Below are 25529 nucleotides of genomic sequence, written 5' to 3'. Positions count from 1 at the left end.
CGGCTAGATTGGCGGGATGACTGCCGCTCCGGACTCCCGCGCCTGGCGGCGGTCGCCCGCCACGCCCGACCAGCGCCGGGCCGACGTCGCGACCGCCGCCGTGCTCTTCGGCGCCGCGGTGCTCTCGCTGGTGCTCGGCCGCGCGATCGGGCTGTTCACCGATCCCGCGTCGCCCGCGCTGAGCGCCGCGGTGCTCGCCGTCGTCATCCTCCCGCTCGCGTTCCGGCGGACGGCGCCCGTCGCGATCCTCGCCGTCATCGGGGCCGCGTTCCTGCTGGTCGGCGAGCTGAAGGTGCCGGAGCTGACGATCAGCAACATCGCGCTGTTCATGGCGCTCTACAGCGTCGGCGCGTGGGAGCAGAACCGGACGCGGGCGGGCTGGGCGCGCGGCGTGCTGGTCGCCGTGATGGCGGTCTGGCTGCTGATCACCTTCTTCCGCGCGAGCACGCAGGACCTCGACTTCGAGGGTGCCGGCATCGGCGCGCTCACGCCGATCGCGGCCTACATGCTCCAGCAGATCCTGATCAACGTCCTCTACTTCGCCGGCGCCTGGTGGTTCGGCGACCACGCCTGGGCCTCGGCCCGCCAGCGCGCCCTCACGGACCTGCGCACCCGCCAGCTCGAGGAGGAGCAGTCGACCGTCGCCCGCCAGGCGATCACGATCGAGCGGCTGCGGATCGCGCGCGAGCTGCACGACGCGGTCGCCCACCACGTCTCGCTGATGGGGGTCCAGGCCGGAGCGGCGCGGATGCTCGTCGACGCCGACCCGGCGAAGGCGCACGAGCAGCTCCAGGCGCTGGAGGGCACCTCGCGTGCGGCGGTCGGCGAGCTCTACCAGCTGCTCGGCACCCTCCGCGACGAGGAGTCCGCGCTCGACCCGGTCACGGCCTCGCTCGATCTGGACGCGCTGCCGGCGCTGGTCGCGGACGCCGAGGCCTCGGGTCTGCGGGTTTCGCTGGAGGTGGTCGGCGAGCCCGTCGAGCTCCCTGCACTCGTGGGGCTGAACCTCTACCGCATCGCGCAGGAGTCGCTCACCAACGTCCTCAAGCACGCCGGTCCGGGCACCCGGGCGCGCGTCCACCTGCGTTACGAGGGCGACTCGGTGGAGCTCGAGGTCGCCGACGACGGACTCGGGCGCCCCGGCCCGCGTCGGCAGAGCGGGGGGCTCGGCCTGCTCGGGATGCGCGAGCGGGCGGCGACGCTCGACGGCACTCTCGAGGCGGGGCCGCGCACCGGCTCCGGCTGGGTCGTCCGCGTCGCCGTGCCGCTGGCGGTCCGGGCATGAGCGGCGGTCCGCGCCTGAACGGCGCTGCGGGCGGCGTGCGAGTCGTCCTCGTCGACGACCACGCGCTGATGCGGCAGGGCATCCGCACGATCCTCTCGCTGCAGGCCGGCATCGAGGTCGTCGGCGAGGCGTCCAGCGGCGAGGAGGCCGTCGAGGTCGTGGCGCGCACCCGGCCCGACGTCGTCTGCATGGACGTGGAGATGCCCGGCATCGGCGGTCTCGAGGCGACCCGGCGGATCCTCGCGGAGCCCGGAGCGACGGTCCAGGTGCTCGTGCTGACCACCTTCGAGCGCGAGGACTACCTGCTGGCGGCCCTGGAGGCGGGCGCCAGCGGCTTCCTGCTCAAGAACTCGCCGCCGGAGCGCCTCGTCGCCGGCGTCCGCGCGATCGCCGCCGGCGACGCCCTGCTCGCGCCCGAGCTGACCCGCACGGTGATCGAGCGCGCCGTCGCCCGCGAGCGGGAGCGCACGCCGCTCGCGGAGCCGCCCGCGGGGCACAGCGCGCAGCCCGGCACCGCGCCCGAGAACCTGACCGCCCGCGAGACCGAGGTGCTCCGCCTGCTCGCGCAGGGCCTCTCCAACGACGAGATCGCCGAGCTGCTGGTCGTCGGCCGCGCGACGGTGAAGACGCACGTGTCGAACGTGCTCGCCAAGCTGTCGCTCCGCGACCGCGTCCAGGCCGTGGCCTTCGCCTACCGCTCCGGCCTGGTCGACCCGCGGCGGCCGTCGGAGGCTCCTCCGTCCTGAGGCGGAGACGGCCGTTCACCCCCGCGCCGGAGGTGCCGATGACGCGCCCTCCGTAGCGTGGAGGGGTCAGTCGGATCCGAGGAGGTCGCATGCTCAGCGTGCAGAACATCAGTCGCAGCTTCGGTGCCCATCGCGCCGTCGATGACGTCAGCTTCGATGTCGGGCGGGGCCGGCTCACCGGGTTCGTCGGCGGCAACGGCGCCGGCAAGACCACGACCATGCGGATGATCCTGGGCGTCCTCCGGCCGGACTCCGGCGAGGTGACCCTGGACGGCACGCCGGTCGGCCAGGCCGCGCTGCACGGCTTCGGCTACATGCCCGAGGAGCGCGGCCTCTACCCGAAGATGGAGATCGGCGAGCAGCTCGCCTACCTGGCCCGGCTGCACGGCATCGACAAGGCCACCGCCGTCCAGCGGGCCGACGACCTGCTCGAGCGCCTCGGCCTGATCGAGCGCCGGCGCGACAAGCTCGAGGCGCTCTCGCTCGGCAACCAGCAGCGCGTGCAGGTGGCGGCCGCCCTCGTGCACGACCCGGACGTGCTGATCATGGACGAGCCGTTCTCCGGGCTCGACCCGCTGGCCGTCGACGACGTCGTCACGGTGATCGCCGAGCACGCCGCCCGGGGCATCCCGGTGCTGTTCTCCTCGCACCAGCTGGACGTGGTCGAGCGGCTCTGCGACGACCTGGTGATCATCGCCGGCGGCCAGGTGAAGGCCGCGGGCGAGCGCGAGGCGCTGCGCGAGCAGTACTCCGGTGACCGCTGGTCGCTCGAGACGGACGGCGACGCGGGCTGGGTCCGCGGCGTCCCCGGTGTCGAGGTGGCGGAGCTGGCCGGCACGTCGGTGCTCTTCCACGCGGACCGGGCGGCGGCCGACGCCGTGCTGCGGGCCGCCGTCGAGCGCGGCACCGTGGCGTCGTTCCGGCCCGTGCGGCCGACCCTCGGGGAGATCTTCCGGGACATCGTGGTGAGCGCGCCCGCGGGCGCCGAGAAGAAGACGGAGGCGGTCCGATGACGACGAGCAGCACGAGGAGCGCGACCGGTGCCGGTACCGGTGCCCCGGACGGCCGGCTGAGCACCTGGGGCGCGACGCTCCTGGTCGCCGAGCGCGAGATCCTCTCCCAGATCCGGTCGAAGGCGTTCCTGGTCTCGACGGTCATCACGCTCGTGCTGGTCATCGGCGGGATCGTGCTCGCCAACGTGCTCGGCAGCCGCACCGCCGACGCGACCCCGGTCGCCGTCGTCGGCTCCGCCGCGTCCTCCCTGGCCGCCGCGGACACCCTCGACGTCACCGAGGTCGGGAGTGTCGCGGAGGCGGAGGAGCTGGTGCGCTCCGGCGACGTCGACGCCGCGCTCGTCCCGAGCGACGACGCGGTCGGCTTCTCCGTGCTCGCCCTCGACGAGGCGCCGGAGGGCCTGGTCGCGGCGCTCTCCGTCAGCCCGGCGGTCGAGCTGCTCGAGCCCTCCGAGACTCCCTCCGGCCTGCGCACGCTGATCGGCCTGGCGTTCGGCCTGGTGTTCATGCTCGCCGTGCTCGGCTCGGGTGCGACCATCATGCAGAACACGGTGCAGGAGAAGCAGTCGCGCATCGTCGAGATCCTGCTCGCCGCGGTGCCCGCCCGGGCGCTGCTGGCCGGCAAGATCCTCGGCAATTCGGTGATCGGCGTCGGCACGGCCGCCGCGATCGCCGCCGCGTCCGCCCTCGGGCTGGCGATCACAGGGCAGACCGAGCTGCTCGACCTGCTCTCGGCGCCGCTGATCTGGTTCGTCGTGTTCTTCGTCTTCGGCTTCGTCCTGGTCGCGAGCGTCTTCGCGGCCGGCGCCGCGCTCGTCTCCCGCCAGGAGGACACCGGCTCGGTGATGACCCCCGCGATGATGCTCGTGATGGTGCCATACTTCGGCGTCGTCATCTTCGGCGACAACCCGCTGGTGATGACGATCCTGTCCTACGTGCCCTTCAGCGCCCCGGTCGCGATGCCGGTCCGGCTCTTCTTCGGCGAGGCGGAGTGGTGGGAGCCGCTGGTCTCGCTCGGCCTCCTCGTCGTCGCCACCGCGGCCGTGATGGCCGTCGCCAGCCGCATCTACACCAACTCCCTGCTGCGGATGGGCTCCCGCGTCCGCCTCCGCGACGCCCTGACCGCGAGCTGACCCTGCCAGATCGACTGCATCGTGCCACCGATGGGGCGAGGCCGACCGCGGAGCACGAGACTTCGGACTTCCAGCGGATGATCGGTGCTCGGCTCCCGCCTGAGACCAGCACCGGCACGATCAGGGAGAGACGATGTCGGACGCTCGACGGGACGATGCACCCTTCGAGGAGAGGGACGGCGCCGAGCGCGGGGTGACGCGCCGGACCGCCGTGGCGGCAGCCGCGTGGACCACTCCGGTGGTCTCGGCCGCGGTCGCGGCGCCCGGTGCGGCCGCGTCCGCGCCCATGCCGGTCGATGAGGGACCCTACGTCGGGCTCTTCGTGGTCTCCGGGCGTGCGGGTGAGTTCCGCGTCGATCTGCGGATGGCGAGGAGCGGCGCGGCCGGAGCCCCCGTCGTGCTCGCCGACGAGGCGAGGATCGACATCACGTCGGAGCACGACATCGAGAGCTGGTCCGGCGGGGTCGTCGTCGACGGCCTGCGCGCCGGGCACCTCCTGCTGCCGGCCGGCCTCTACCCCTCGGCCGGCACGTACACCGGCAAGGACGGCGTGACCCTCCAGATCGCGAGGATCGCGGGGAGCGGGTACTCGAGGTTCACCTTGCTCCCCAAGGGCGGATTCGCGGTGACGGCCACCGTGACGCGAGGTCGCGTCCACCCGGGCAGCGATCCGAAGGCGCAGACCGCGCTCGGCTTCGGGACCCAGTCCCTCGTCATCATCGCCTGAGCGGCCGACCTCTCGCGCCGGCCGAGCAGCCCTCGCCTCATGCTGATCGAGTAGCCCGCGCAGCGGGCGTATCGAGATCCGCCCTCGCTGAGGACGATGCGTCTCGATACGCCCCTGCAGGGCTACTCGACCAGAATGCAGCTCACCCGTCCCTCCACCCCGCGCGTCGACGCCCCGGCGCCAGGTTCACCGCATCGCGCCAGCGATTCGGCGGATCCGGACAGGTCACCGAGCATTGCGGCATCCGTCCGGTCTCGGTGAGCCGAGGGCGGACGGCACGACGGGTCGCGAGGAGCCGTGCGACCGGAGGGAGATCTCATGTCCGGCAGTCGTTCGGACGGTCCGGGAGTCACCCGCCGCGCCGCAATCGCGATGGCCTGCGCGGCGCCCGTCCTCGCCGCGGCGGTCGGCGCCCCCGGGGCCGCCGCAAGCGCTCCGCGACCCCTCGAGGCCGGACCGTACGTCGGTCTCTTCCTGGACTCCCTGTCCTCGGGGAACTTCATCGTCGAGCTCCGGGCGGCGCGCAGCGGGGCGTCCGGAGCCTTGGTCGAGCTCGTCAGCGACGCCCGGATGGACGTGACCACCGAGCACGACGTCGGGCACTGGTCGGAGTGGCTCGTCGTCGACGGCCCGCGCTCCGCCCACCTCGTGGTCCCGGCCGGGAGCTATCGGAGCCGCGGCACCTACACGGACCGGGACGGGCGGGTGATGCAGGTGGCGCCCCTCGGCCCGGGACGGATGTACTGCGCACTGACGCCGGTTCCCCCGGGCGGCTTCCGAGTCACGGCGACCGTGACGCGAGGCCCGGTCTCTCCCGAGACGAAGGGCGAGGCTCCCGCCTTCCTCGGCCTCCCGACCCGGACGATCCTCGTCGACGTCTGAGTGCGGCGACGGCGGGTCTCGATTCGCCCCGTCGGGGCTGCTCGACCAGCATGGGGAGCGGCTGCACCCCACGGCGGGCTGCCTCGATCCAAGCCGATCAGCCATCCGTGCTGATCGAGTAGCCCGCGCAGCGGGCGTATCGAGATCCACCCTGCTGACAACGGTGGGTCTCGATACGCCCCTGCGGGGCTACTCGACCAGCAGGGAGCGCTCTGCCCTGCGGGGCTGCTCGCGCGCTACCAGCCCTCGGGGCCCGCGCTTCCGGCCTCGTACTCGTCGAGCGGAGTGCCGCCCTCGGCCCAGTGCGAGAGCACCGGGGTGATGATGCGCCAGCACTGCTCGGCGACGGCGCCCGGCACCGACAGCAGGGTGTCGCCCTGGAGGATGCCGGCGAGCACCTGCGCGTAGGGGTCGAGGGTGGCGGCGCCGGGCTGCGCCTGGAGCGTCGTGCGCTCGAGGTCGGTCAGGTCGTCGGCGCTGTTCACCAGCAGGTCGAGGCTGACGTCGCCGCCCTTGAGCGACATCCGCAGGACCGTGCCCGCGCCGTCGTCGGCGCCGACCAGGCCGCGCGGCGGGGTCGCGGCGCGGAAGTGCACGGCGACTTCGTGGCGCGGGTCGCCGATCGCCTTGCCGGAGCGCAGCACGAACGGCACGCCGGCCCAGCGGGGCGTGTCGACCTGGAGCAGCAGCTGCGCGAGCGTCTCGGTGCCGGCCTCCGGATCGACGTCGGGCTCGTCGACGTAGGAGGGGAAGAACCGGCCGTCGACCCGGCCCTCGGTGTAGCGCGCGCGGCGCGCGGTGGCGGGGTCGTCGCGCCAGAGGCGGACGGCGCCGAGCGCCTCGGCCATCCGCTCGTGCACGTCCTCGGGTGAGACCTCCTCGGGGCGCTCCATCGTCGTGAGCGCGAGCACCATCAGCAGGTGGCTCTGCAGCATGTCGCGCAGGGCGCCGGTGCCGTCGTAGAAGGCGGCGCGCCCCTCGATCCCGAGCGTCTCGTCGTAGACGATCTCGATCTTCTCGATCTGCTCGGCGCTCCAGCTCGCCTCGAGGAGGCGGTTGCCGAAGCGCAGTCCGAGCATGCCCATGACGGTCGCGTTGCCGAGGAAGTGGTCGATGCGCCACAGGCGGTCCTCGGAGATCACCGGGGCGAAGGCGGCGTTCAGCGCGATCGCGTCGTCGAGGTCCTCGCCGAACGGCTTCTCGACCGCGACGACGAGGTCCTCGGGGAGCTCGAGCTTCGACAGCGAGTCGGCGACCTTGTGGCCCATCGCCGGCGGCAGCGCGACGTAGAGCACGGGCGTCGTCGGGCAGGCGTCGAGCAGGGCCTTCAGCTGCTCCGGGTCGGAGGCGTCGGTGGCGACGAAGCGGGCGCGCGAGGCGAGGTCGTCGACGGTGTGCGACGCGATCCCGGCGGCCTCGAGGCTGCGGCGGACGAGGCCCTGCCACTCGTCGTCGGTCTGCGGGGTGCGGGCGGCGCCGATCAGGGTCAGCTCGGAGTCGCGCGCGAGCTCGGCGACGCGGCCGAGACCCGGCAGGAGCAGCCGCTCGGTGAGGTCGCCGCCTGCGCCGAGGATCGCGATGGTGCGGCGGGTGCTCTCGAGAGCGGTGGCGTCGGGGATGCCGATCGGGTCGGTCATGGTGTCTCCTCCTGTGGGTGGGGATGCTGGGCGTCGTGCTGGTGGGTGGTGCGGGATCGTCGTGGCTCGTGCTCCGGGGCTCACGCCTCGGGGATCGTGCGCTCGAAGAGCGCCGGCCGCTCCACGTCCGGGTCGGGGCCGCTGCGGACGCCGGTGTCGAGGGCGTCGATCCGGGCGAGCTCGTCGTCGCTCAGCTCGAAGTCGAACACGTCGATGTTCGCCGCGATCCGCTCGGGGTTCGTCGACTTGGGGATCGCGGAGCGGCCCTGCTGCAGGTGCCAGCGGAGCATCACCTGCGCCGGGCTCTTGCCGTGCTCGGCCGCGATCGCGCCGATCGTCGCGTCGTCCATCACGCTGCGGCGCTCGTCGCCCCAGCCGGGGTAGAAGGTGATGCCGCCGATCGGCGACCAGGCCTGGGTGAGGATCCCGCGCTCGGCGTGCTCGCGGCGGAGGTCGGGCTGCGCGAAGTACGGGTGCAGCTCGACCTGGTTGACGGCGGGGATGACGTCGACCTCGGCGAGCAGGCGCGCCAGGTGCGCGGGCGTGAAGTTGCTGACGCCGATCGCGCGCACGCCGCCGTCGGCGAGGAGCTTCTCCAGCGCCCGGTAGGCGGCGACGGTGGTGTCGAAGCGGGAGGGGACGGGCTGGTGCAGGATCAGCAGGTCGAGCTGCTCGACGCCGAGCTTGCCGGTCGCCTTCTCGAACGCGTGCAGGGTCTCGTCGTAGCCGTAGTCGGTGACCCAGACCTTGGTCTCGACGAACACCTCCGAGCGGTCCAGGCCCGAGCGGCGCAGGCCCTCGCCGACCTCGCGCTCGTTGCCGTACGCGGCGGCGGTGTCGATGTGGCGGTAGCCGGCCTCGAGGGCGGACTGCACGGCGGCGGTCGTCTCCTCGGGCGCGCTCTGGAAGACGCCGAGCCCGAGAGCGGGGAGGGTGACGCCGTTGTTGAGGGTGAGCTGCAGGGTCATGACTCCACGCTAGGACGCGATCGCCGCCGGAGGGAGGGTCCCGCCACCCCCTCGACGGGAGCGCCGGAGTGTGCGCTGATGGAGGCGGTGCTCGACGACGTCCCTCCGCTTCCGGAGCGGAGCGCGCAGCCCTCATCCGGAAAGGTCGGGTCCGCCGTGCCCCTCAGCGTTCTGTTCATCGGAGGAACGGGCATCATCAGCTCCGAGGGCGTCCGCCGCGCTCTCGCCGTCGGGCACGAGGTGACCGTGCTGAACCGCGGCCGCACCTCGATCCGCCCGCTGCCCGACGGCGTCCGGACGCTGACCGCCGATGTCCGCGATCCCGCCTCCGTGCGCGAGGCGCTCGGCGAGGAGCGCTTCGACGCGGTGATCGAGTTCGCCGCGTTCACTCCGGAGCACGTGCAGCAGGACATCGACCTGTTCGCCGGCCGCACCGGCCAGTACGTCTTCATCAGCTCGGCCTCGGCCTACCAGAAGCCGCCCGCGCGCGTGCCGGTGACGGAGTCGACGCCGCTCCGCAACCCGTACTGGAGCTACTCGCAGGACAAGATCGCCTGCGAGGACCTGCTGGTCGGCGAGTATCGGCGCACCGGCTTCCCGGTGACGATCGTCCGCCCCTCGCACACCTACGACCGCACCGCGCTGCCGGTCGACGGCGGCTGGACCGTCATCGACCGGATGCGGCGCGGACTCGAGGTGGTCGTGCCCGGCGACGGCACCTCGCTCTGGACGATCACCCACAGCCGCGACGTCGCCGTCGGCCTCGTGGGGCTGCTCGGCGCGCCGGCGGCGATCGGCGAGGCGTTCCACATCACCGGCGACGAGACGCCCACCTGGGACCGCATCCACCACGACCTCGCGGCCGCCGCGGGCGCCGAGGCGCGGATCGTGCACGTGACCTCCGACGCGATCGCCGCGGCCGACCCGGAGCTGGGCGCGGGCATCGTCGGAGACAAGGCCCACTCGATGATCTTCGACAACGCGAAGATCCGGAGCCTGGTGCCGGCCTTCGCGCCCTCGACCCGCTTCAGTGACGGCGCACGCGAGATCGTCGAGTGGTACGACGCGGACCCGGCCCGCCGAACGGCGGACGAGCGGATGGATCGGCTCTTCGACGCGCTGATCGAGACCTACCGGCCGCGGGCGCTCTGATTGCGCGTCAGACCACCGCGATGGTGAGGTAGTCCTCGATCGGAGCGGCCGAGGTGCTCGTCAGCGAGACGAGGCAGCTGACGATGTAGCCCGACGCGTGGACGCTGAACTGCGGCGGGACCGGAGACTCGCCGTCGCGGAGGCCGGTCGCGTCCGACCAGGCGAGGACGACGACGCCCGGCGTGCGGGAGCCGAGCGGCTCCACGACGACCCAGGGGCCCTCCTCGAGGACGAAGTCGGACAGCACGACGTCGCTGTCGCCCGTGTCGAACGTGATCCGGGCGACGATGTCGCGCACGGGCTCGCTGTCCCGAGCGGCGGAGACGACCGGGGTGAACTGGCCCGCGTAGAGGTCCCCGCCGCCGTTCGCGAGCCCGCCGGAGACGATGCCGAGCGAGGCCGAGACCGCCGTCGAGGCGGCGGCGAGCGGAGCAGCGGAGGCGGCGAGGAGGACCGGGGCGCTCCACAGGGCGGCGGTCGTCGCGGTGCGGCGCGAGACGGGGCGGGGCGTGGTCATGGGGTCCTCTCGGGGCGTTCGGCGGCGGCGGCCACCGAGGGTCACGCTAATGCTCGGCTTCGGGTCTGGTGCCGGATCCGCCCGGGTTGACCCCCGCACGGGGTCACCGCACGCGGTCGCCACCGGGACCGGCGCGCGGAAAGTTCACCCGGCTATGCATCCCCGTTCACCCACGGGAGCGGGAATCAGGAGTGTGCTGGGTGAGCCCCTTCTCAGGGGCCCTCACCCCAAGGAGTCCCCGACGTGACACGACTGTCCCGCTCCGCGCATCGCGGACGCACCGCACTGGCCCTCACGGCCGTCGCCCTGGTCGGCGCCGCCGCCCTGGCCGCCCCCGGCGCGGCCACCGCCATCGGCGCCGCCGACCTCGCCGCCACCGGTGGCGCCGCCCGCATCTCCCCGGTCGACGCCGACCTCTCCGACTCGCTGCGCGCGGCGGTGGAGGAGCAGGACGCGAAGAACGTCATCCTCCTGATCGGCGACGGCATGGGCGACTCCGAGATCACGGTCGCCCGCAACTACGCCTACGGCGCCGCCGGCCGCTTCCCCGGCATCGACGCCCTGCCGATCACCGGCCAGTACACGACGTACTCGCTCTACCGCGCCGACGACCCCGCGACCGGCGCCGTCAAGGGCGCCCCGGACTACGTGCCCGACTCCGCCGCGACCGGCAGCGCCTGGGCGACCGGCACCAAGACCTACGACAACGCGATCTCGGTCGACATCGACCAGGAGCGCAAGGACACCCTCCTCGAGATCGCGAAGGCGAACGGCCTGAAGACCGGCAACGTCACCACCGCCGAGATCCAGGACGCGACTCCGGCCGTGCAGGCCGCGCACGTCGACGCGCGCAGCTGCTACGGACCCGACAGCGCCAGCTGCGGCAACGACGCGCTCGAGAACGGCGGACTCGGCTCGATCAGCGAGCAGATCCTCGACACCCGCGCCGACCTCACCCTCGGCGGCGGCTCCGCCACGTTCGCGCAGACCGCGAAGGCGGGCGACTGGGCCGGGCAGACCCTGTTCCAGCAGGCCGACGAGCGCGGCTACCAGGTGCTCGGCGACGCGACGACGGCCGGTACGGCGGACCAGCTCGACGCGCTGACCGTCGCCGACCAGGACGCGCCGGTGCTCGGCCTGTTCAACTCGGGCAACCTGCCCGTGCGCTACGCGCCGACCCCCGCGACCGTCGGCGGCGCCGACGCCGCGCCGCAGACCTGCGTCGCGAACCCCTCGCGTCCCGCCGAGCAGCCCACCCTGCGCGCGATGACCGAGAAGGCGATCGACCTGCTCGACACCGGCGACGAGGGCTTCTTCCTCCAGGTCGAGGGCGCCAGCATCGACAAGCAGGACCACGCCGCGAACGCCTGCGGCCAGATCGGCGAGACCGTCGACCTCGACGAGGCCGTCCAGGCCGCGCTCGCGTTCGCCGAGGCGGACGGGAACACTCTCGTCATCGTCACCGCCGACCACGCGCACTCCAGCCAGATCGTCGACTCCACCCCGCCGACCTCGCTCAGCACCGCGCTGAAGACGGTCGACGGCAGCACGATGAAGGTGTCCTACGGCACGGCCGCCGAGGGCGGCTCGCAGCAGCACACCGGCACGCAGCTCCGCATCGCAGCCTACGGACCCGGCGCGGCCAACGTCGCCGGCCTCACCGACCAGACCGACACGTTCTTCACCATCTCGAACGCGCTCGGCCTCGACCGCGACATCCGGAACCTGAGCTTCGGCGCCACCGCCGAGCTCTCGGGCAGCACCTTCGCGCCCGGAGCCCGCATCACCCTGACGGCGGAGGGCTTCCAGGGCGACACGCAGCTCATCGGCTCCGCGCCGCTCTTCACCGAGCGCACGGCGACGCGCGACCTCAACGACGGCGCGCTGACCGCCACCGCGAAGGCCCCCACCACCCCCGGGGACTACAGCGTCACGGTCACCGGCGCGCAGTCGGGCAAGGCGATCACCCTCGCCTTCACCGTGAAGCGCTGATCCCCAGGCACTGATCCTCGGGCACTGATCCCCGGGCACTGATCCCCGGGCACTGATCCCCGGGCACTGATCGCAGAAGGGCCGTCCCCATCGGGGCGGCCCTTCCGCCGTCCCCGGCCCGCCCTCCCCCGTCTCGGAGGCGCGGAGTGCTGGCCCCTCGACCCGCCACCGGCCTAGGTTGGACGCACCTGCTCCGCCCGCACCGAGTTCCGATGGAGGAACCCCATGGCCACGATCCGCAGTCTCCGACGGGCGGCGCTCGCGCTGGTCGCCGTCGCCTCCCTCGGAGTGGCGGGCGCCGCACCCGCCGCCGCGCTCGACTGGCCGTTCCCCGGCGTCCCGAGCAGCGGTCTGCCGTCCGCGCAGGAGCTCCGGGACGCCCTCGGCGGTCCGGTCGTCTCGCCGTCGACGTCGGTCGGCTACGGCGGCGCGGTCTCCTCGGTCGACGCGCTCGCGAGCCGGGTCGGCCTCGAGGTGCTCAAGCGCGGCGGCAACGCGGCGGACGCGGCCGTCGCGACGGCCTCGGCCCTCGGCGTCACCGAGCCGTACAGCGCCGGGATCGGCGGCGGCGGCTACTTCGTCTACTTCGATGCGAAGACCGGCGAGGTGAGCACCATCGACGGCCGCGAGACGGCGCCGGCCGGCATCACTCCGGACGCGTTCCTCGACCCCGCGACGGGTGCACCGTACCCGTTCACCCCGCAGCTCGTCTCGTCCGGAGTCGCGGTCGGCGTCCCCGGCACGGTCGCGACCTGGGACGCCGCGGTCGATCGCTTCGGCACCCTCCCGCTCCCGGTCGTGCTGGCCCCGTCGATCGTGCTCGCGGCCAAGGGCTTCCCGGTCGACGAGACCTTCCGCAGCCAGACGCTCGACAACCTCGAGCGCTTCCAGCAGTTCCCCGACACCGCGGAGCTGTTCCTCCCCGGTGGCGACGCTCCGGCGGTCGGCAGCACCTTCCGCAACCCGGACCTCGCGAAGACCCTCGCCCGGATCGCCGCCCGCGGACCGAGCGCGTTCTACGACGGACCGCTCGCGGCTGAGATCGCCGACACGGTGCAGAACCCGCGACTCGCGGAGGGCGCGACCCTCCCCGCCCCGGCCGGTTCGATGACCGAGGACGACCTCGCCGGCTACTCGGTGGCCGAGCAGGCGCCCACTCACACGTCCTACCGCGGCCTCGACGTCTACGGCATGGCGCCCTCCTCCTCCGGCGGGATCGCGATCGGCGAGGCGCTGAACATCCTCGAGAACCACGACCTCGCCGCCGAGGACACCGGCAGCGCCCTGCACCTCTACCTCGAGGCGTCGGCCCGCGCCTTCGCCGACCGCGGCGCGTACGTCGGGGACCCGGCCTTCGTCGACGTGCCGACCGAGACGCTGCTCAGCCAGGAGTTCGCGGACTCCCGCGACTGCACCATCTACCCGGCGGCCGCCTCCACGCGGCCGGTCGCCCCGGGCGCGCTCGACGGCGTCGGCTGCGCGACCGCCATCAGCGCGGAGCAGCCGGACACCGAGAACGTCTCGACCACGCACCTCTCCGTCGTCGACAAGTGGGGCAACGCGGCGTCCTACACGCTGACGATCGAGCAGACCGGCGGCTCGGCGATGACCGTCCCCGGCCGCGGCTTCCTGCTCAACAACGAGCTGACCGACTTCTCCGCGACGCCCGTGGAGGGCGACCCGAACCGGATCGAGCCCGGCAAGCGCCCGCGCTCCTCGATGTCACCCACGATCGTGCTCGAGGACGGGGCGGTGAAGTTCGTCGTCGGCTCGCCGGGCGGAGCGACGATCATCACGACCGTGCTGCAGACGCTGGTCAACCGCATCGACCTCGGCATGACCCTGCCGGAGGCGGTGGCCGCGCCCCGGGCGTCGCAGCGCAACACCGCGTCCACCTCCGCCGAGCCCGGCTTCATCGAGGCCTACGCCGACGACCTCGCGCCCTTCGGCCAGCAGCTGACGCCCTCGGGCGACACCTTCACCTCGGCCGCGCAGATCGGCGCGGTGGCCGCCATTGAGGTCGACCCCTCCGGCCTGATGACCGCCGTCGCCGAGCCCGTCCGCCGCGGCGGCGGCGTCGGCCTCGTCGTCACCCCGGAGAAGTGACCCGGACTCCCCGCTGATCGAGCAGCCCCCGCAGAGGGCGTCTCGAGACCCACCGTTCTGCCGGAGGTGGGTCTCGATACGCGCTGCGCGCTACTCGACCAGCATGGGGCGGGCCGCCCACTTCGTCCTGCTGACCTCGCGCACAATCATGCTGATCGAGTAGCCCTCGCAGAGGGCGTATCGAGATCCACGCACGCAACGACGGCAGCCCTCGCCACACCCTCGACCGCGAAGTCTGCTGGTGCCTCCTCCACGAGATGTCCCCCACCGAGCGACGGATCGCGCCAGCCGCACGGTCTCCCGCAGCGGCGGCTAGGTTCAGGCCGCGTCGAACCGTGACGCCGACGCGAGGAGGACACCGTCGAGCTGCCGCGCGCCCGCCCCACCGACCCTCCCCCGAGCGATCCCACCACCTCGCACAGGCCGCCGACCTCACGACTCCCCCTCGGCCTCGTCATCGCGGCGATCGCCGTCCTCGGGACGATCGCCGCTCCCCTGGTGCTGGCGTACCTCGGCTTCGCCTCGAAGCTCACCTTCTTCGGAGAGTCGCCGACAGAGGAGGAGGACGCCGCAGGAGACGCGCTCCTCCTCTCCGCCGGGATCGTCGCGCTGTCGAGCGCCCTCGCCGTCTGGGTCCTCACCCTCGTCCGCCTGACGACCGCTCCGAAGAGCCGTCACGGGTGGGAGATCCTCTGGTGCCTCCTCGCCCTGCCCGTCACCCTCGTCGGCCTCGCTCTCGTCGTCTCGATCCGGTGAGCGCCCGGCCGGAGGGCCTTGCTACCGTCGCCTGATGGCGAGCATCACCTACCCCGCGCCCCTCCGCGCCGGAGCCGTCGTCGAGGTCCCCGCGCCGTCGATGGGCGTGCCGGAGCACCTGCACGAGCGGCTCGACGCCGCGGTCGGGAGCCTGTCGGCGCGCGGCTTTGACGTCCGGGTCCGCCCCCACGCGCTCACGCCCGGACTCGTGCCGGCGTCCGCTGCGGCGCGGGTCGCCGATCTGCACGACGCCTTCCGGACGGGCGACGCGGTCCTGCCGCCGTGGGGCGGCGAGCTCGCGATCGAGCTGCTCGACGCGCTCGACTGGCGCGCTCTGGCCGACGCTCGCCCGTGGTTCGTCGGCTGGTCGGACGTGTCGACCCTGCTCCTGCCGCTGACGACGATCACCGGGCTGGCGACGCTGAACGGCGCGAACCTGATGGACGAGCCGTGGGAGCTCCCTCTCGAGTTCGAGCGGTGGACGGACGTCGCGGCCCTCCCACCCGGGAGCTCCTTCACCCAGCGCGCCGCGCCGCGCCGCCGGGGCCGGCCCTGGGAAGCCTGGGCGGACGAGCCCCTCGACCGCGATCGCGCCTACAAGGCACCCACCCGCTGGCGCTCCCTCGACGGGATTGCGGACGTCGCGATGCGCGGCCGTCTGATCGGCGGCTGCCTCGAGACGGTCTCGCTCCTGGCGGGCACGCCGTACGGCGACGTCCCCGGATTCGCGCGCCGGTACGCACCGGAGGGGACCATCGTCCACCTCGAGGCGGCCGAGTCCGACGCCGTCTCCGTCCTCCGGATGCTCACCTCGCTGCGCCTCGCGGGCTGGTTCGAGGACGCGAACGGCGTCCTGATCGGCCGGACCGGCGGCGGTGCCGTTCCCGAGCTCAGCCAGGACGAGGCGGTGCGCCGGGCGCTCGGTGATCTCGGCCTCCCCGTGGTCCTGGACTTCGACACGGGACATCAGCCGCCGCAGATGCCGCTGGTGAACGGCGCGCTCGCGGACGTCCGCCTGGACGGCGCGAGCGGATCGATCACCCAGCACCTCGTGCCGTGATCGTCAGGAGCGACCGGGCCGGGTGTCCGGTTACGGTGCCGTGATGGACGCTTCGCGAGAGCTGGTGGACCGCTGGGTGGCGGGGTGGTGCGAGTCGCGCGGGATGTTTGCGCGGCGCGACGGGGACGGCCGGCTCGTCGAGGTCGCGGCGGAGACCCGCTCCCGCGAGTACGTGATCGCCGAGCCGTCGCTGCCCGAGCTGCACCGACTGGCCGCCGCCGTCACCGCGCCCGACGTCTGGCTGACGATCGTCGGCGAGCTCGACGAGCGCGGTCGCGACGCGGTGGCCGGCCTCGACGCCGTGACCAGCGACGAGCGAATGATGACCACCCGGCTCCGAAGGTCGGCGAGGCCGGCGCAGGTGCGGATCGCGGTGAGCGGTCGCGTCGCGCACGCCCGCATCGAGGCGGAGGGCGAGGTCGCGGCGCGCGGGCAGGCGGCGCTGAGCGGCGGCGACGCCGTCTTCGACCGGATCGAGACGACTCCGCGGTTCCGCCGCCGCGGCCTCGGCGGCCTGGTGATGACGGGCCTCAGCGCCTGGGCGGCGGAGAACGGCGCGACCACGGGCCTCCTGATGGCGAGCGTCGGCGGGCGCGCGCTCTACACGAGCCTCGGCTGGACGGAGGTGGCGCCGATCGTCACTCTGCACGGGCGGGCCGCCGGCGCGGCGGTCGACGTGGGGGCATAGCTCCTCCACAGATCGGATATCCGCGGGTTCTCCTAGGGCCCCGCCCGACGGCCGCTCGGGTGTCGGTGGTCCCTGCTTGAATACGCGTATGGATGACCACAGCGACCCGGGAGCGGCAGGGCAGCCGAGCGCGCTCGCCGCCGTCGACGCGCTGACCGATATCGCCGCGGAGATCGGACGCACCTCCGCGCAGCTGCTCCTCACCCGCGCGCAGACCCTGCACCTCGCCTACCGCGCGGCCGTCACCGTCCCTGACGCGTTCGCCCGCGCGAAGTCACTCTCCCGCAGCGAGGCGCGCTCCCTGGTCGAGCGGTCCATCCGGGCCGAGTTCGCGGTCAAGCTCCGCCTGTCCGAGCGGGCCGCGGAGACGGTCCTCGAGCACGCCCGACTGCTCGTCGAGGACCTCCCCCGCACCCGCGCCCTGCTGGCCGAGGGCCGGCTGCTGTGGGACTCGAGCGAGATCGTCTGCGCGACCGCCGCCACCCTGCCTCCCGGCTCCCGCGCCCGGTTCGACGAGCGCGCCGCCGAGATCGCACCGGAGGTCACGCCGACGCAGCTGAGAAGAATCGTCGCCCGCCTGCGCGACGAGCTGCACGAGGAGCCGCTCGCCCAACGGCACGTCCGCGCGAGGCAGGATCGCGCCGTCTGGGTCTCGCCAGAGGTCGACGGCATGGCGACGCTCTGCGCGCTGCTGCCCGCGCCGGACGCGATGGGCATCGCCGAGCGCGTCGACCGCATCGCCCGCAGTCTCCGTGAGGGTGGCGACGAGCGCACGCTGGCACAGCTGAAGGCCGACGTCTTCACCGATCTGCTGCGTGACGGCGACATCGCCGGAACCACGCCCGCGGGCGACGGACCGCAGCTGTCGGCGTCGTACGTGCCCGGGATCCGCGCGGAGGTGCGCCTCACCCTCGCCGCATCGACTGCTGCCGGTCTGGACGATGCCCCCGCGAACCTCGACGGCTACGGCCTCATTCCGGCCGATCTCGCCCGAGCGCTGGTCGAGACGGGCGCGTCGTTCACCCGCGTCCTCACCGACCCCGATACCCGCGCGGTCGTCTCCGTCGGCCGCACCTACCGAGTCCCGCCCCCGCAGATGCGACTGCACCTCCAGCTGCGCGATCAGACCTGCCGCTTCCCCGGCTGCACCCGCACCGCCTCCCGAGCGGAGGCCGACCACACCCTCGAATGGAGGAACGGCGGAGAGACGTCCCTCGAGAACCTCGTCTGCCTCTGCACGTCCCACCACCACATCCGCCACGGCGACCGCTGGAGCTACGTCCCCCGCAAGGACGGCAGCATCGTCTGGACCACCCCCACCGGCCGCCTCGTCACCGTCCGCCGACCGGCCCTCGCCGGCGCCCCACCGGGCCCCCGCCTCGAGGACTCACCACCCCCGTTCTGACGGACGCCGGTCTCGTCACGCCCCGCCCCGTGCTGATCGAGTAGCCCTCGCAGGGTGTGTATCGAGATCCACCATCACCGGGCGGGAGGGTCTCGATACGCGCTGCGCGCTACTCGACCAACATGGGTCCGTCCAACATGGGTCCGTCACGCCTGCTCAGCACGCCGGTGCCGATTCATGCTGATCGAGTAGCTCTCGCAGAGGGCGTATCGAGATCCACCGCTCCGCGAGGCAGCGCCCGGCGGCTAGAGGCCCGCGGGCTTCGACGGGGTCCGGAGCCAGGTGTCGAAGAAGGCGGTCAGGTCCTGGCCCGACACGGACTCGGCGAGGTCCTGCAGGTCGGCCGTGGTGACGTTGCCGTAGCGGTTCTCGGCGGCCCAGCGCTGCAGCAGCGTGCCGAAGGCCTCGTCGCCGATGGTGGAGCGCAGCTCGACCAGGGTGAGTCCGCCGCGTGCATAGATCGGGCTGTCGAAGAGGCCGAGCGCGCCGGGATCCGCGACCTGCGTGGCCCAGAACGGGTCGTCGGCGGGGATCGACGCGACCTCTGCGGCCGACTCCGCGACGGTCGGGCCGCCGTCGTGCTCCGCCCACAGCCACTCGGCGTAGGTCGCGAAGCCCTCGTTCAGCCAGATGTCCGACCAGAGCCGCGGGGTGACGCTGTCGCCGAACCACTGGTGCGAGATCTCGTGCGCGACGGTCGAGGTGTCGGCGCTGCCCGAGTAGAACGAGCGTCCCTGCGTCTCGAGCGCGTAGCCGATCTCCTCGTCGTCGACGACGGCTCCCCCGGAGCGGAACGGGTAGGCGCCGAAGACGCCCGTGAAGTAGTCGATGATCTCGCCCTGGCGCGCGAGGGCGGCCTCGGTGCTCGCCCGCGCCTCGCCGGTGATGTCGCGATCGACCGCGTCGATGCTGACGACGCCGCCCGCCCGGGAGCGGACGAGGTCGTAGTCGCCGATGTTCACCATCGCGAGGTAGCTCGCCATCGGACTGGTCTCGACCCAGCTCGACGTGGTCCAGCCGTTGCGGGTGACCGGCGAGCCCACCGGCACCCCGTTGGCGACGGCGGTGCGCCCCTCCGGCACGGTGAGGGTGAAGGAGTAGCGGGCCTTGTCGGCAGGCGAGTCGTTCACCGGATACCAGGTCGAGGCGCCGTCGGGCTCGCTGGCGACCAGGGCGCCGTCGTCGGTCGACCACCAGCCGTACGGGGCGCCGGTGCCGTCGACCGGGTTGCCGGTGGTGCCGGCGTAGCGGATGTCGACCAGGGTCGGCACGCCCTTCTTCAGCGAGCTGGACGGCGTGATCGTCAGCTCGTCGCCGACCTGCGTGAAGGCGGCGCCCCGGGTGTTCACCGACACCTTCGAGACCGTCAGCCCGCGCAGGTCGAAGGAGAACGAGCTCAGCTCCTGCGTCGGCGCAAGGGTCACGACGGCCCGGCCGGTGAGCGCCCGCGGCGCCGGGTCGTAGGTGAGGAACAGGCTGTAGCTGAGCGCGTCGAAGCCCGAGCTGCCGAGGCCGGGGAAGTACGGGTCGCCGGAGCTGGTGCCTCCGCTCGTCCCCGCTTTCACAGCGGTGTCGGCGAGGGCGGGCGCCGGGAGGGCGAGAGCCCCGGCGACGAGGGCGGAGGCGAGGAGCGCCGGGACGACACGGCGGGAGGAGGCGGGCATGCGGCACACGCTAGCCCCTCGGCCACCCGCCGGGCACTCCCCCTCCGCGCGACGCCGATGCCCTACGAGCGCCGCTCCAGCGCGGCCAGCAGGTACGGCGCCGTCCGGCTGCCCTCCGCCCGCGCGACCTGCTCCGGCGTGCCGGTCGCGACGATCGCGCCGCCGGCGTCCCCGGCGCCGGGTCCGAGGTCGATTACCCAGTCCGCGTCGGCGACGATCCGCATGTCGTGCTCGACGACGATCACCGTGTTGCCCGCGTCGACGAGGTGCTGCAGGTGGCCGAGCAGCCGGTCCGCGTCGGCCGGGTGCAGTCCCGACGTCGGCTCGTCGAGCAGGTAGAGCGTGTCGCCGCGCTGGGCCCGCCGCAGCTCCGACGCGAGCTTCACCCGCTGCGCCTCGCCGCCGGACAGCTCCGGCGCGGGCTGCCCGAGCGCGACGTAGCCGAGGCCCACGTCGAGCAGCGCGTCGAGGTGCCGGCCGATCTCCGTCTCCTCTGCGAAGACCTCGCGGGCCTCGGTGACGCTCAGCGCGAGCACCTCGGCGATCGAGCGCCCGCCCCAGGTCACCTCGAGCGTCTCGGCGTTGTAGCGCGTCCCGCCGCACTCCGTGCACGGCGCCTGCACCGTCGGCAGGAAGAGCAGCTCGACCTCCATGGTCCCCTCGCCCTTGCAGACCGGGCAGCGGCCGCTGGGCATGTTGAAGGAGAAGCGGCCGGCACCGTAGTGGCGCCGCTTCGCCTCGGGAGTCGCCGCGAACAGTGCGCGGACGCGGTCGAAGAGCCCGGTGTAGGTCGCGACGTTGGAGCGCGAGGTGCGCCCGATCGGTGTCTGGCCGACCTGCACGACCCGGCGCAGCCGCTCCGCCGGACCGGTCGCGCTGCCGGTGGTGACCGCGGTGTCGGCGTCGAGCAGCGGGTCGTCGGAGGAGGACTCGTCCGGCTCCGGGCTCTCCCCCGCCAGATCCGCCTGCAGACTCGCGCGGAGCAGATCGGGGAGCGCCTGATTGACCAGCGTGGACTTCCCCGACCCGGACACCCCCGTCACCGCGGTCAGCGCGCCGAGCGGGAACGACACGTCGAGCCCGCGGAGGTTGTTGCGCGCCACGTCGACCAGCCGCACCTGCGCGTCGGGCGTCCGCCGGGCGGGCAGCGGCGGCGTCGGCTCCGCGGTCTCGGGGAAGAGGTAGCGCCGGGTGATCGAGTGGTCCACTTCGCGCAGCCCGTCGAGCTCGCCCGAGTAGACGACGGTGCCGCCGCCCGAGCCGGCCGCCGGGCCGATGTCGACGATCCAGTCGGCCTCGCGGATCACGTCGAGCGAGTGCTCGACGAAGAAGACCGTGTTGCCGCTGTCCTTCAGCGAGCGCAGGATGCCGAGCAGCGCCTCCGTGTCGGCCGGGTGCAGCCCCGTCGACGGCTCGTCGAGCACGAACACCACGCCGAACAGCCGCGAGAGCACCTGGGTGGCGAGGCGCATCCGCTGCAGCTCGCCCGAGGACAGCGTCGGCGTCGAGCGGTCCAGCGACAGGTAGCCCAGGCCGAGGTCGACGATCGGCGCCATCCGGCCGAGCAGGTCCGAGACGAGGCGCTGGGCGGCGAGCCGGGTCTCGGGAGGGAGGGGCGCTCCGCCCACCGGCACCCAGTCCCGCTCGAGCACGCGGGCCAGGAGCGCCGCGAGCTCCTCGAGCGGCAGCGCCGAGAGCTCCGTGATGTCGAACCCCTCGAAGCTCACCGCCAGCGCCTCGGGCTTCACCCGCTTTCCGTGGCAGTCCGGGCAGGCGACGCTGACCAGGAACGTGGCCGCGCGCTCGCGCATCCGGGCGCTCTTGGAGCCCGCGAAGGTGTCCATCACGTAGCGCTTCACCCCGAGGAACGTGCTCATGTACCGCGGCTCGGCCCCCGCCGCCACGGCCGCCCGCACCTCCGCCGGTCCGCGATCCGTCCAGACCGGGACCTGCGGCGACTCCTGGGTGTACAGGATCCACTCGCGCTCCTCCGCCGGAAGGGTCCGCCAGGGCACGTCGATGTCGTAGCCGAGCGAGATCAGGCTGTCGCGCAGCTGCTTGCCGTGCCAGGCGGTCGGCCAGGCCGCGAGCGCGCCGTCGCGGATCGAGAGCGAGTCGTCCGGCACCATCAGCTCCTCGGGCACGTCGTAGACGCGGCCGATCCCGTGGCAGGCCGGGCAGGCGCCCTGGACGGTGTTCGCGGAGAAGTCCTCCGCGAGGAGCATCGGCGCGCCCTCGGGGTAGGTGCCGACCCGGGAGAAGACCATCCGCACCACGGACGAGAGCGTGGTCGCGCTCCCCAGGGTCGAGCGCGCCGAGCCGCCGGAGCGCCGCTGCGGCAGCGCGACGGCCGGCGGGAGCCCGTCGATCGCGTCGACGTCCGGCACCCCGACCTGATCGATCAGCCGCCGCGCGTACGGCGCCACCGACTCGAAGTAGCGGCGCTGCGCCTCCGCATAGAGCGTGCCGAACGCGAGGGAGCTCTTGCCCGAGCCCGAGACGCCGGTGAAGGCGACCAGCGCGTCGCGCGGGATGTCCACGTCCACGTCGCGAAGATTGTTCTCGCGGGCGCCGCGGACGCGGACCCGGTCGAGGCGGTGGTCGTCGGGAGTGCGCGCAGTCATCGGACCAGCCTGCCCTGTCCCGATGTGCGCTGTCCCGATGTGCGCCTAGTCCAGGGTCGGGCGGTACGCGCGGACCACCGGCGGCGACTCGATCGCCTCCCGCTTCACGACGTCCAGGCGCTGCAGCAGCGCGGGGAGCGTCGGCGTCATCTCGAGCCGGACCTCCAGCTCGCCGTCCCGGCCGGGCAGCGTGAAGGCGACCTGCGCCGCGGAGGCGCTCCAGAGAAGCCGCTCGCGCAGGGGCCGCGCGGTGGGCTCCTCCGCGAGGCCGCCGACCTCCGCCAGCACCGCGGCGAGGCGGCGGGCGCGCACCTCGGCGGGCACGTCGCTCAGGAGGTTCGGGCTGAACAGCACGCCGCCGGAGAGCTCCTCGGCCCGCGCGGGGTCGCCGGGACCGACGATCGCCGCCTCGACGGCGGCCGCGGCCGCCAGTGTCGACGGGTGCACCGCGATGGTGCGCGCCGGCGGATCCGCGTCCTCGAGCGCCGCGCGCAGCAGGCCCGTGGCCGCGGCGGCGAGCTTGGCGCCGTTCGTGGTCGCGAAGACCACGACGCCCAGGCCCGACTCGAGGTGCCAGCGCATGTTCGAGGACCAGCCGGGCAGCCCGCCGGAGTGGTGCGCGATCGCGCCGAAGCGGACGTCCTGCTCGATCACGAGGCCGAGCCCGTAGGCGGAGCCGTCGAGCGTGCTCTCCCCGGCCCGCGGGCTGAGCGCGGGGACCGGGGTCCAGCCGCGCTGCATCTCGCGGCGGGAGGCGCGGCTGAGCACGGCGTCGTCGGCGTCCTCGAACGCCGAGGACAGCCAGGCGCTCCAGCGCGCGATGTCGCCGACGGTGCTGAACATGCTCGCCGCGCAGGCGCCCACGCCGGTGCCGGTGTACGGGCGGGGGGTCCAGGTCGCGCCCTCGTCGAAGCTGCTGAAGCCCTGCGCGAGGTCGGTGCCCTCGGGGTAGGCGTTCACGTCGTAGCGCGTGCTCGAGAGGCCGAGCGGCTCGAGGATCGTCCGGGTCGCGAAGGCGACGAAGTCCTCGCCGGAGATGTTCTCGACGATCACCCCGAGCAGCCAGAAGCCGATGTTCGAGTACTGGTAGACCTCGCCCGGCCGCTCGGTGAAGGTCAGACCGCGCGCGATCAGCGCGAGGAACTCGGCCCGCGGCATCGCCATCACGTGGTCGGCCCAGCCGTTGTCCTCGGGCAGCCCCGAGCAGTTGCTGAGCAGCATCCGGAGCGTCACCGGCAGCTCCCGGCCCGCGGCGTCGACCGGATCCGCGAACTCGGGCACGTGCGCGCTCACCCGGTCGTCGAGGTCGAGCAGCCCGCGGTCGCGGAGGATCAGCACCGCCGCCGCCTCGAAGCTCTTCGACATCGACGCGATGCGGTGCACGGTGCCGGCGTCCGGCGCGGCGCCGTCGAGCCGGTGCTCCCCGCGACCGTGCCGGGTGATCAGCCCGTCGCGGTCGAACAGCGCCCAGCTCAGCGACGGCGCGACCGGCGCCCCCTCGTCGAACCAGTGCGCGAATCGGTCGAGGAGCTCCGGAGTCATCCCCTCATCCTTCCGCACGCGATCCCTCCGCACTCGCCCCTGGAGCTCGCAGGGGGTCGTCCCTGCGCAGCTCCACGAGGATGCGGCGCAGATGGATCGCGACCAGGACGCCCGGCCCCATGCTCGTCCCGGTCGTCGCGGCGCGCGCGTCGACGGCGCGCGCGAGCTCGTCGACCGCCCGCTGCGCCGGCTCCAGGGAGCGGTCCTCGGGCGAGCCGCCCGTCACCACCGCGTCGCCGACCGCGTGGCAGGCCGCGCTCAGCGGCGCCGCCAGCTCGGCGTCGAACGGCAGCGCACCCGGCCGGTTCCAGATCGTGTCCGCCAGCGCGGCGGTCATGTCGCGGACGTGGAAGAGCGTCCCGTCCAGGGTCGCCAGCCGGAGGTGGTCGGTCTGCGAGCTGTGCCGGTGCAGCAGCGCGCGCGGATTGCCCTTGCGGCTCTCGTCGCCGTCGACCAGCGCCCGCCGCACCTCGGTCGCGGTCGCCGCCAGCTGCTCGCCGTTGGTCGACCAGGCCTCGTGCTCGGGCGGCCAGGTCTCCTCGAGGGCCTCCGCCATGTCGTGCAGGTGTCGCCCGAGCTGGCGCTCGAACTCGTCCACGCGGGCCGTCGCGGCCTCGGAGGTCAGCCCCGGAGCGACGAGGAGGTTGACCAGCAGCCCGACCACCACGCCGACCGCCATCTGCACGAGGTAGCCGAGCGAGTAGTCCTCCGCCTTCGCGCCGCCGATGATCAGGACGAAGAGCGCCGCCATCGGCACGTACTCGCGGCCCGCGCCGAACCAGCCGGTGCCCGAGAGCACCACGCCGATGCCCACGATCAGCGGGATCGTCCACCAGGTCGGGCCGACCGTCACCACGACCAGCACCGCCAGCCCGATGCCGGCCGCGAGCCCGAGGAGCGTCTGCAGCCCGGTCTTCGCCGAGCCCATCAGCGTCGGGTACATGCTGACCAGCGCGCCGAGCGGCGCGTAGTACGGGTACTGCTCGGCGACGCCGGGCACGTACGGGGCGACGGCCCAGGCGATGCCCACCGCCACGGCCGTCTTCAGCGCGAGCAGCAGCCGAGGGCCGGCCACCGCGTCGCGCCAGGCCCGGCCGGCCCGGGCGAGGCGAGGGCGGATCACGCCCGTGCGTCGAGCCGCGCCGCGACGTCGGCCGGGAAGCCGCCGGTCGCGATCGGGCTCCAGTGCGTCGGCGTGATGCGCAGCAGCGACTTGTCCTGCAGCCGCATCGCCGCGCGGTACTCGTCCCAGTCCGGGTGCTCCCCCGAGATGCTGCGGTAGTAGTCGACGAGCGCGTCCTCCGCCTCGGGCATGTGCAGCACCTCGGCGTCGCCGTCGACCTGGATCCACGCGTCGTTCCAGTCGTCGGACAGCACGAGGACCGAGGCCGCGGAACGGCGCTCGGCGTTGCGCGTCTTCGCCCGGCCGGGGTAGGTCGAGATCACCAGGCGGCCCTCGGCGTCGACACCGCCGGACACCGGCGACATCTGCGGCCGGCCGTCCGCGCGGGTGGTGGCGACGAGCATCCGGTGCCGCGGTCGCACGAAGTCGAGCATGCCGTCGCGGTCGACGGCGGTGGTGGTGGAGACGGTTCTGGCCATGCGGACCAGGCTAACGAGGACCTCTTCCGG

21 protein-coding genes are annotated in these 25529 nt (G+C 73.4%); 13 read left to right on the top strand and 8 right to left on the bottom strand.

Annotated features, from left to right (window positions below):
• Positions 1–16: 16 nt before the first annotated feature.
• From EDF43_RS11990 to EDF43_RS11965, 6 genes are all read left to right on the top strand, one after another.
• Complete coding sequence (locus EDF43_RS11990) at positions 17–1285, top strand: sensor histidine kinase (protein ID WP_132437101.1); 1269 nt, start codon at positions 17–19, stop codon at positions 1283–1285.
• A complete protein-coding gene (locus EDF43_RS11985) occupies positions 1282–2031 on the top strand; it encodes a response regulator transcription factor (protein WP_132437100.1) in 750 nt (249 codons plus the stop codon). The genes EDF43_RS11990 and EDF43_RS11985 overlap by 4 nt, the downstream gene beginning before the upstream one ends.
• Before the next feature lie 89 nt (positions 2032–2120).
• Positions 2121–3044: an ATP-binding cassette domain-containing protein gene (locus EDF43_RS11980; RefSeq protein ID WP_132437099.1), complete on the top strand. Its 924-nt coding sequence runs from the start codon at positions 2121–2123 to the stop codon at positions 3042–3044.
• Positions 3041–4177 (top strand): ABC transporter permease, encoded by a 1137-nt coding sequence (locus EDF43_RS11975; protein WP_132437098.1) that lies wholly within the window; start codon positions 3041–3043, stop codon positions 4175–4177. Before EDF43_RS11980 ends, EDF43_RS11975 begins: the two co-directional genes overlap by 4 nt.
• Positions 4178–4310: 133 nt before the next feature.
• Positions 4311–4904, top strand: a complete 594-nt coding sequence (locus tag EDF43_RS11970) for a hypothetical protein (RefSeq protein WP_132437097.1) — start codon at positions 4311–4313, stop codon at positions 4902–4904.
• A gap of 318 nt (positions 4905–5222) precedes the next feature.
• Positions 5223–5786 carry a hypothetical protein gene (locus tag EDF43_RS11965; protein WP_132437096.1) on the top strand — a complete coding sequence of 188 codons (564 nt, stop codon included), beginning with the start codon at positions 5223–5225 and terminating at the stop codon, positions 5784–5786.
• Between the two features lie 236 nt (positions 5787–6022).
• Here the strand turns inward: EDF43_RS11965 and EDF43_RS11960 are convergent, their stop codons facing one another.
• On the bottom strand, positions 6023–7423 hold the full coding sequence (locus EDF43_RS11960) for a glucose-6-phosphate dehydrogenase (RefSeq protein WP_207901721.1): 1401 nt from the start codon (positions 7421–7423) through the stop codon (positions 6023–6025).
• An 80-nt stretch (positions 7424–7503) separates the two neighbouring features.
• Positions 7504–8391: an aldo/keto reductase gene (locus EDF43_RS11955; protein WP_123736984.1), complete on the bottom strand. Its 888-nt coding sequence runs from the start codon at positions 8389–8391 to the stop codon at positions 7504–7506.
• 156 nt (positions 8392–8547) lie between these two features.
• On the opposite strand from EDF43_RS11955, the gene EDF43_RS11950 reads away from it, so the two are divergent.
• Positions 8548–9543, top strand: coding sequence for an NAD-dependent epimerase/dehydratase family protein (locus EDF43_RS11950; protein WP_243646296.1), 996 nt, complete (start codon positions 8548–8550; stop codon positions 9541–9543).
• Between the two features lie 7 nt (positions 9544–9550).
• On the opposite strand, the gene EDF43_RS11945 is transcribed toward EDF43_RS11950, so the two are convergent.
• Positions 9551–10060, bottom strand: a complete 510-nt coding sequence (locus EDF43_RS11945) for a hypothetical protein (RefSeq protein ID WP_132437094.1) — start codon at positions 10058–10060, stop codon at positions 9551–9553.
• A gap of 243 nt (positions 10061–10303) precedes the next feature.
• On the opposite strand from EDF43_RS11945, the gene phoA reads away from it, so the two are divergent.
• From phoA to EDF43_RS11915, 6 genes are all read left to right on the top strand, one after another.
• Positions 10304–12052 carry an alkaline phosphatase gene (gene phoA / locus EDF43_RS11940; protein ID WP_243646295.1) on the top strand — a complete coding sequence of 583 codons (1749 nt, stop codon included), beginning with the start codon at positions 10304–10306 and terminating at the stop codon, positions 12050–12052.
• 225 nt (positions 12053–12277) lie between these two features.
• The gene (gene ggt, locus EDF43_RS11935) at positions 12278–14158 is read left to right on the top strand and encodes a gamma-glutamyltransferase (protein WP_132437093.1); all 1881 of its coding nucleotides are present in this window, start codon (positions 12278–12280) and stop codon (positions 14156–14158) included.
• A gap of 498 nt (positions 14159–14656) precedes the next feature.
• On the top strand, positions 14657–14914 hold the full coding sequence (locus EDF43_RS11930) for a hypothetical protein (RefSeq protein ID WP_132437092.1): 258 nt from the start codon (positions 14657–14659) through the stop codon (positions 14912–14914).
• A 34-nt stretch (positions 14915–14948) separates the two neighbouring features.
• Positions 14949–15974, top strand: coding sequence for a S66 peptidase family protein (locus EDF43_RS11925; protein ID WP_132437091.1), 1026 nt, complete (start codon positions 14949–14951; stop codon positions 15972–15974).
• Between the two features lie 43 nt (positions 15975–16017).
• Positions 16018–16662 carry a GNAT family N-acetyltransferase gene (locus EDF43_RS11920; RefSeq protein WP_132437090.1) on the top strand — a complete coding sequence of 215 codons (645 nt, stop codon included), beginning with the start codon at positions 16018–16020 and terminating at the stop codon, positions 16660–16662.
• An 88-nt stretch (positions 16663–16750) separates the two neighbouring features.
• On the top strand, positions 16751–18067 hold the full coding sequence (locus tag EDF43_RS11915; RefSeq protein ID WP_132437089.1) for an HNH endonuclease signature motif containing protein: 1317 nt from the start codon (positions 16751–16753) through the stop codon (positions 18065–18067).
• A 245-nt stretch (positions 18068–18312) separates the two neighbouring features.
• Here the strand turns inward: EDF43_RS11915 and EDF43_RS11910 are convergent, their stop codons facing one another.
• The 5 genes from EDF43_RS11910 to EDF43_RS11890 form a co-directional block, all read right to left on the bottom strand.
• Positions 18313–19731 carry a M1 family metallopeptidase gene (locus EDF43_RS11910; RefSeq protein ID WP_132437088.1) on the bottom strand — a complete coding sequence of 473 codons (1419 nt, stop codon included), beginning with the start codon at positions 19729–19731 and terminating at the stop codon, positions 18313–18315.
• Between the two features lie 62 nt (positions 19732–19793).
• On the bottom strand, positions 19794–22355 hold the full coding sequence (locus tag EDF43_RS11905) for an excinuclease ABC subunit UvrA (protein ID WP_132437087.1): 2562 nt from the start codon (positions 22353–22355) through the stop codon (positions 19794–19796).
• Between the two features lie 45 nt (positions 22356–22400).
• A complete protein-coding gene (locus EDF43_RS11900; protein ID WP_132437086.1) occupies positions 22401–23897 on the bottom strand; it encodes a serine hydrolase domain-containing protein in 1497 nt (498 codons plus the stop codon).
• A 4-nt stretch (positions 23898–23901) separates the two neighbouring features.
• A complete protein-coding gene (locus tag EDF43_RS11895) occupies positions 23902–25020 on the bottom strand; it encodes an aromatic acid exporter family protein (protein WP_243646294.1) in 1119 nt (372 codons plus the stop codon).
• Positions 25017–25499 (bottom strand): PPOX class F420-dependent oxidoreductase, encoded by a 483-nt coding sequence (locus tag EDF43_RS11890; protein WP_132437085.1) that lies wholly within the window; start codon positions 25497–25499, stop codon positions 25017–25019. The genes EDF43_RS11895 and EDF43_RS11890 overlap by 4 nt, the downstream gene beginning before the upstream one ends.
• Positions 25500–25529 lie beyond the last annotated feature (30 nt).

This window comes from Rathayibacter sp. PhB179 (assembly GCF_004345345.1).
GTDB classification, from domain to species: Bacteria; Actinomycetota; Actinomycetes; order Actinomycetales; family Microbacteriaceae; genus Rathayibacter; species Rathayibacter festucae.
Note: the sequence above shows the minus strand (reverse complement) of the source record. Positions and strands in the feature narration are given on the sequence as shown.